Source organism: Bacillus sp. 7_6_55CFAA_CT2 (assembly GCF_000238655.1).
Lineage (GTDB): Bacteria > Bacillota > Bacilli > Bacillales > Bacillaceae_G > Bacillus_A > Bacillus_A cereus.
This window is the reverse complement of record NZ_JH414714.1, coordinates 171927-178240: the sequence shown is the minus strand read 5'-3', so window position 1 is coordinate 178240 and position 6314 is coordinate 171927. Positions and strand designations below refer to the sequence as shown.

The window sequence follows — 6314 nt, the reverse complement described above, 5'->3', positions numbered from 1 at the left end:
CCCTCACATAATTGAGGGCATTTTTTTAACTTCATATGGTAAAATGTTACTATCACATATTATGAGGATGGATCACATTATGTCTATTGTAACTTTAGCTCTTTTATTATTAGCAGAAATACTCGTTGCCATTATTCTCATCGGTGTTAGTATTGAGATTTGTAGTTACGGATGGAAAAAATCGAATGGAATAAAATATTCTTGCCTCCTACTTTCACTCCTTCTCGGAACTGCTAGCATACTCGGACTTCTCGCCGCACCTGCTTATTTCTTTATACAATTAACAGAAAAGGCCTTATAAGAAAGGATGTTAATATGATTATCGTGAAAAATATTGAGGGATCTGAAACTTACGTATTACGTCAAAAAATTTTACGCCCCAATCAAACATTAGCAGATTGTAAATATCCTTCCGATTATGAAACAGACACCTTCCACTTAGGCGCATTTATAAACGATGAACTAATTAGTATCGCTTCCTTCTCAAAAGAAATATACCCTGACCTACCAGCCGGTATTCATTATCGTCTACGAGGAATGGCCACATTACCTGAGTTTCGAAACAACCACGCTGGAAGCTCCTTAATTCAGAATGCAGAACAAATCTTACAAGAGCGTCAAGCAAATATGTTATGGTGTAATGGCCGAATTACTGTAACTGACTATTACAAGCGATTAGGCTTTCAGGAGCATGGTGAAATTTTTGAAATTGAACCAATTGGCCTTCATAAAGTTTTGTATAAAAAGATATAAGAAAAGCTTTCCTCAATACGGGAAAGCCTTTCTTATATTTCAATCTTCTCTTTTTATTTTTTCATATATATGTATATAAACAAACTAGGAACTAAAAAACAAGCAAACATAATAAGTCCTGTCATACTAATTTCCTTTATCGAAATATCTGGTGTTACAACGATACAAATAGCTAAAATCCCAATAATAATACCCACCGGAATGAATAATAGCTTCATAAAATAACGACGCGACACTCCGCCCGTATGCTCATACACTTCCACTGAATTTTTCAGATTTAAAAAGTTAATAATTATTATCCCGCCCATAAATACCATTAATAAATCCGAAACACTTTCATATCCTGCCCCTTGCAAGACATAGCGGTAAAAGACGATAGCTAGTATGACGATATTTTGTAAGATGAAAGCTAATCTAATATGTTTTAACCCTTCAATCATTAAACGTTCATCTTTCACGATTTTCATCCTACCACTCCTTTTCCTCCCAAAACAAATCATTCAACGTTTTATCTACTGCATAACAAATTTTTAAACATAAATCTAAAGATGGATTGTATTTCCCCTTCTCAATTAAACTAATCGTTTGCCTTGTAACGCCTACTTTTTCTGCTAATTGTTGCTGTGTTAAATCTAACTGAACACGCGCGACTTTTATTTTACTTACAGCCATTCATGTTCCTCCTCTATCTATATTGTAACATATACATTCCATTAAGTAATTTATATTTTACAAAATCAATTAAGTTTTCATCTTATCCCGATTGGTGCGGGCTAATACACAGTGAGGATATCCCCTACTGCCCATAGTTTCACTTTATTATACACAAAAAGGGAGCCTCCCATAAGAAGGCCCTCTCCTATATTTATATTATAAGAATAAATGACATCCAAATAAGAATGCAAATAAGTATAGTAATGGATGTACTTCCATCCCTTTACCCTTCACAATTTTCAAGACTGGATATACTAAAAATCCAATTGCGATTCCATTTGCAATACTAGATGTTAACGGAATACCTATAAAAATTAAAAATGCTGGTAACGCATCTTCAAATTCATTCCAATTAATATCTCGAATGCTTTGTGCCATTAAACTACCTACTATAATTAATGAAGGAGCTGTAATAGCGGCTACACTTGATAAAGAAGCAATAACAGGACTAAAAAATGCCGTTATAATTGTTAGACCAACAACTACAATTCCTGTTAATCCAGTTTTACCACCTGCAGCAATACCTGCTGATGATTCAATCGTCGCTGCTGTTGGGCTTGTTCCAAAGATAGAACCTGTAGTCCCGCCAATTGCATCTGCAATAAACGCTTTACCAAAACGCTTCTCTGTATTGTCTGTAATTAAACCGAGTAATGCACCTGTTGTATCGAATAAAAGTACAAGTAAAAATGAAAATACAACGCCGTATAATCCGTATTCAATTACATCTGAAAAGGCATTGATTGGGTTTGAAACGATGATACCCTCTGGTAAATGAGGCATCGCCACAATTTTATCAGCAAACTTCAATTGCCCTGTAAAGAAGGTAATAATTCCTGTCACAATCATACTAATAAATAATGCACCGCTCACACGCAATGTCATTAATACCGCCGCTAATATTAAACCAATTAAAGTTAAAATAACAGCTGGAGAATGAAAATCACCAATCGTAACTAAATTAGACGGATGATCCACGATAATTCCAGAAAGGCGCAATCCAATAAAAGCAATAAATAGTCCAATTCCACCTGCAATTGCATGCTTTAAACTATCAGGAATTGCTAAAATTAACTTTTGCCTAAACGAAGTAAAAGATAATAAAAGAAAAATAATCCCCGTTACAAATACAGCTGAAAAGGCAACTACATATGTAATCCCTTCTGCCTTCTGTACAACAGAATAAGCAAAATATGCATTCATTCCCATAGCTGGAGCAATAACAATCGGGTAATTCGCGAAAATCGCCATACCTACTGTTCCAACAACGGTTGCAATAATTGTTGCTGTAAACGCTTGGTCAAATGGTACACCTGCATCAGATAATATTTTTGGATTGATGACAAGAATATACGCAAATGTAAAAAAAGTTGTGATGCCAGCTAAAAACTCTTGCTTCACAGAAGTGTTATATTTTTGTAATTGAAACATGCTTATGTACCCTTCCTACACCTGAATTATTATCACACATTCTTTTTCTTACTAGTATGTGAGAAAATATAATACTTAATCTTAACAATCAATAAAAAGAAGAGTCAATATATTCCCTAATAGTTCGAATTTTAAGTTTAAGTCTGACAAGTACAGATGTAGTACAGTTTATTATGATTATTTTTGTAGCATAACAGATAGAATTGTTTTATAATTTGAAATAGTTAAATATTTAATAAACACATTCAAATATCGTTCACTCTACAAGGGGGATTCTTCTTATGCAGCACACAAACAAATCTGGAACTTTAAATCGTGGTTTAAAAGAACGACATATTACTTTAATGTCACTGGGCTCAGCTATTGGCGTTGGGCTATTTTTAGGATCCGCTTCCGCCATTAAACTAGCAGGTCCTTCTATTTTGCTAGGCTATATGATTGCCGGTCTCGTTATTTTTTTCATTATGCGAGCGCTTGGGGAAATGGCAATTGAACAACCTGTTGCTGGTTCTTTTAGTAAATATGCATATGATTATATTGGACCACTCGCTGGTTATATTACTGGTTGGAATTACTGGTTCTTATGGGTTGTTACTTGTATGGCTGAAATTACAGCAGCTGGCATTTACATGCAGTACTGGTTCCCTGATATCCCGCGATGGACTTGGGCATTACTTGCTCTATTATTAATGAGCGCTTTTAACTTCTTATCGGTAAAAGTATTTGGAGAACTTGAGTTTTGGTTTGCTCTCATTAAAATTGTCACAATTATCTGTATGATAGTAGTCGGAGCTGGTATTATTTTATTCGGATTCGGAAACGGTGGTATCGCTACTGGTATTTCAAATCTTTGGTCACATGGTGGCTGGTTCCCAAATGGATTTTCTGGGTTACTACTCTCCATGCAGATGGTACTATTCGCTTATTTAGGCGTTGAATTAATCGGTGTTACAGCTGGTGAGGCTCAAAATCCGAAGAAAACACTCGCAAAGGCAATTGATAACGTATTTTGGAGAATTCTACTCTTTTACGTTGGGGCATTATTCGTTATGATGGCAATTTATCCATGGAACGAACTTGGTGAGAAAGGCAGTCCATTTGTATTAACATTCCAGCAAATTGGTATCGCAAAAGCAGCAGGTATTATTAACTTTGTCGTATTAACAGCAGCTCTTTCTTCTTGTAACGGTGGTTTATTTAGTACAGGCCGTATGCTATATACATTAGCTCAGCAGAAAAAAGCTCCTGAAAGATTTGGTCGTTTAAATAAAAACGGTATTCCAAGCCAAGGAATTGTAGCAACTGCTATCGTTTTACTCATTGGTGTTATATTAAACTATCTCGTACCTGCAAAGGTATTTACATGGCTTACTAGCATTTCAACTTTTGGTGCAATTTGGACTTGGGGCATTATATTAGTCGCTCAAATTAAATTCCGTAAAAGCTTGCCTACTCAAAATAAACAAAAGTTATCATATAAAATGCCTTTATACCCATTAAGCTCATATTTCTCACTTGCCTTCCTTGCACTAGTCTTATGTATAATGGCGTATTCAGAAGATACACGAATTGCATTGATTGTCGGCCCAATTTGGCTTATCGGCTTAGCAATCGTATATTACATGAAAGGGTTTCATAAGATTGATGAAACACCTAACTCAAAAATTAGTTAAGCAAAACATCCCTTCCTTATTACTTGGAAGGGATGTTTTTATATCTATATAAATATTTCTCAACAAAATTCACGGTATTTTTACAATCTTTTAATATTTTTTATGTTTTCCGTCTTTATTTTTACAGAAAAATAAATTACATTATTAAAGCACATATATTTATTATTAGGGGGATTCTTCTATGAAGAATAAAAAATGGATTACATTTTCTTTAGCAACAGCAATTACACTAAGTATAGGGACCTCGTTCATACCGTCTACTTATGCCGAAAGCTCTGTAGACCCAGCTCCTGAAATTGCTGCAAAAGTTGTAAATCAAAACAATGGGAAGAAAGTATTATTTGATAATACACACGGTCAAACTGCTGGGACAGCTGACTGGGTTATTGACGGCGGCTTTTCTGACTTCGGAAACGGCATTGCAAAAAACGGATATCACGTAAAGGAACTTCGTAAATCAACACCTATTACGTACGAAGATTTAAAAGATTACAATGTATTTATCGTTCCAGAAGCTAATATTCCTTACAAAAAATCTGAGCAGGACGCTATGTTACAATATGTAAAAAATGGTGGTAGTATCTTCTTTATTGCTGATCATTACAATGCAGATCGTAATAAAAATCGCTGGGACTCTTCTGAAGTATTTAATGGATATAGACGCGGTGCTTGGGATAATCCAGCAAAAGGAATGTCTAATGAAGAAACAAATTCACAAGCTATGCAAGGAGTAGAAAGCTCTGATTGGCTCTCTGACAACTTCGGTATTCGCTTCCGCTACAATGCACTTGGTGATGTTTCAGCGAAAACAATTGTATCGCCTGAACAATCTTTCGGAATTACAAAAGGTGTTTCGTCTGTAGCAATGCATGCTGGTTCTACTCTGGCAATTACAAATCCAAAACTAGCAAAAGGACTTGTTTACCTTCCAGAAAATCCATCAAAATGGAATAACGCTGTTGATAGCGGCGTTTATAATGGCGGTGGTATTGCAGAAGGCCCATATGCTGCAATTGCAAAAGTAGGACTTGGAAAAGCTGCCTTTATTGGTGACTCTTCTCCTGTTGAAGATGCTACGCCAAAGTACGTTCGTGAAGATTCTGGCCAAACAAAGAAAACTTACGATGGTTATAAAGAAGAAAACGATGCTATCTTATTAGAAAACATCGTAAATTGGTTATCAAATAAAGAGACATTTACAAGTTTAGATCAAGTAAATGGTTTACAACTTGATTCACCTACAGCTCTACAAACATTTGAACAGCCAAGCTTATCAACAGAACCACAACCTGAACCTTGGAGTGCACCAAATGCAGGTTATCAATGGTTTAATACAAATACTTTTAAACCAGGTTCATACGGTTATAACGGTGCGGTAACAACAAGCGACTACGTCGTTACACACCCTAGCATTCTACCAAACAATGAAATTTTCCAAATGAAGATTCAAGTAAACAACTTACTACCTAATACAACGTATAACAACTATTCTTTAGGTATCTTCACTACTGGTGGAACACAAGTGGCTAAAGTACAAAATGCAAACGGCACTTGGCCATCTACTTTTGGATATAGTAGTGCATTTTCTTTCACAACAAACAGCTTAGGCTCTGCTGAGAAAGTTGTAAATGTACAGATTGATTCAAATACAATTGGACAAGCAACGCTTCGTCTACGCCAAAATACAACAACGAAATATAATGAAACTGTAACAATTAATAAGAAATAATAAAAAAGGCAATC

General features: G+C 35.4%; 7 protein-coding genes. 4 read left to right on the top strand and 3 right to left on the bottom strand.

Going from position 1 to position 6314, the window contains the following annotated elements; all coding sequences use genetic code 11:
• Nucleotides 1–43 precede the first annotated feature (43 nt).
• Both HMPREF1014_RS26535 and HMPREF1014_RS26530 read left to right on the top strand, forming a co-directional pair.
• Nucleotides 44–301: a DUF4022 family protein gene (locus tag HMPREF1014_RS26535; RefSeq protein WP_044129536.1), complete on the top strand. Its 258-nt coding sequence runs from the start codon at nt 44–46 to the stop codon at nt 299–301.
• A gap of 14 nt (nt 302–315) precedes the next feature.
• A complete protein-coding gene (locus tag HMPREF1014_RS26530) occupies nt 316–753 on the top strand; it encodes a GNAT family N-acetyltransferase (RefSeq protein WP_000587680.1) in 438 nt (145 codons plus the stop codon).
• 53 nt (nt 754–806) lie between these two features.
• Here the strand turns inward: HMPREF1014_RS26530 and HMPREF1014_RS26525 are convergent, their stop codons facing one another.
• The 3 genes from HMPREF1014_RS26525 to HMPREF1014_RS26515 all read right to left on the bottom strand — a co-directional run bounded on the left by HMPREF1014_RS26525 (nt 807) and on the right by HMPREF1014_RS26515 (nt 2898).
• Nucleotides 807–1220: a hypothetical protein gene (locus HMPREF1014_RS26525; protein WP_000706628.1), complete on the bottom strand. Its 414-nt coding sequence runs from the start codon at nt 1218–1220 to the stop codon at nt 807–809.
• A 1-nt stretch (nt 1221) separates the two neighbouring features.
• A complete protein-coding gene (locus tag HMPREF1014_RS26520) occupies nt 1222–1425 on the bottom strand; it encodes a helix-turn-helix transcriptional regulator (protein WP_000301183.1) in 204 nt (67 codons plus the stop codon).
• Nucleotides 1426–1623: 198 nt separating this feature from the next.
• On the bottom strand, nt 1624–2898 hold the full coding sequence (locus HMPREF1014_RS26515; RefSeq protein WP_000487196.1) for an NCS2 family permease: 1275 nt from the start codon (nt 2896–2898) through the stop codon (nt 1624–1626).
• A 281-nt stretch (nt 2899–3179) separates the two neighbouring features.
• On the opposite strand from HMPREF1014_RS26515, the gene HMPREF1014_RS26510 reads away from it, so the two are divergent.
• Nucleotides 3180–4571: an amino acid permease gene (locus tag HMPREF1014_RS26510; protein WP_001164895.1), complete on the top strand. Its 1392-nt coding sequence runs from the start codon at nt 3180–3182 to the stop codon at nt 4569–4571.
• A gap of 181 nt (nt 4572–4752) precedes the next feature.
• Complete coding sequence (locus tag HMPREF1014_RS26505; protein ID WP_000791510.1) at nt 4753–6300, top strand: hypothetical protein; 1548 nt, start codon at nt 4753–4755, stop codon at nt 6298–6300.
• Nucleotides 6301–6314: the final 14 nt, after the last annotated feature.

Coding starts and splice junctions, on each gene's coding strand:
- HMPREF1014_RS26510 (WP_001164895.1), top strand. CDS start 3,180: ATGCAGCACACAAACAAATCTGGAACTTTAAATCGTGGTTTAAAAGAA.
- HMPREF1014_RS26530 (WP_000587680.1), top strand. CDS start 316: ATGATTATCGTGAAAAATATTGAGGGATCTGAAACTTACGTATTACGT.
- HMPREF1014_RS26520 (WP_000301183.1), bottom strand. CDS start 1,425: ATGGCTGTAAGTAAAATAAAAGTCGCGCGTGTTCAGTTAGATTTAACA.
- HMPREF1014_RS26505 (WP_000791510.1), top strand. CDS start 4,753: ATGAAGAATAAAAAATGGATTACATTTTCTTTAGCAACAGCAATTACA.
- HMPREF1014_RS26515 (WP_000487196.1), bottom strand. CDS start 2,898: ATGTTTCAATTACAAAAATATAACACTTCTGTGAAGCAAGAGTTTTTA.
- HMPREF1014_RS26535 (WP_044129536.1), top strand. CDS start 44: ATGTTACTATCACATATTATGAGGATGGATCACATTATGTCTATTGTA.
- HMPREF1014_RS26525 (WP_000706628.1), bottom strand. CDS start 1,220: ATGAAAATCGTGAAAGATGAACGTTTAATGATTGAAGGGTTAAAACAT.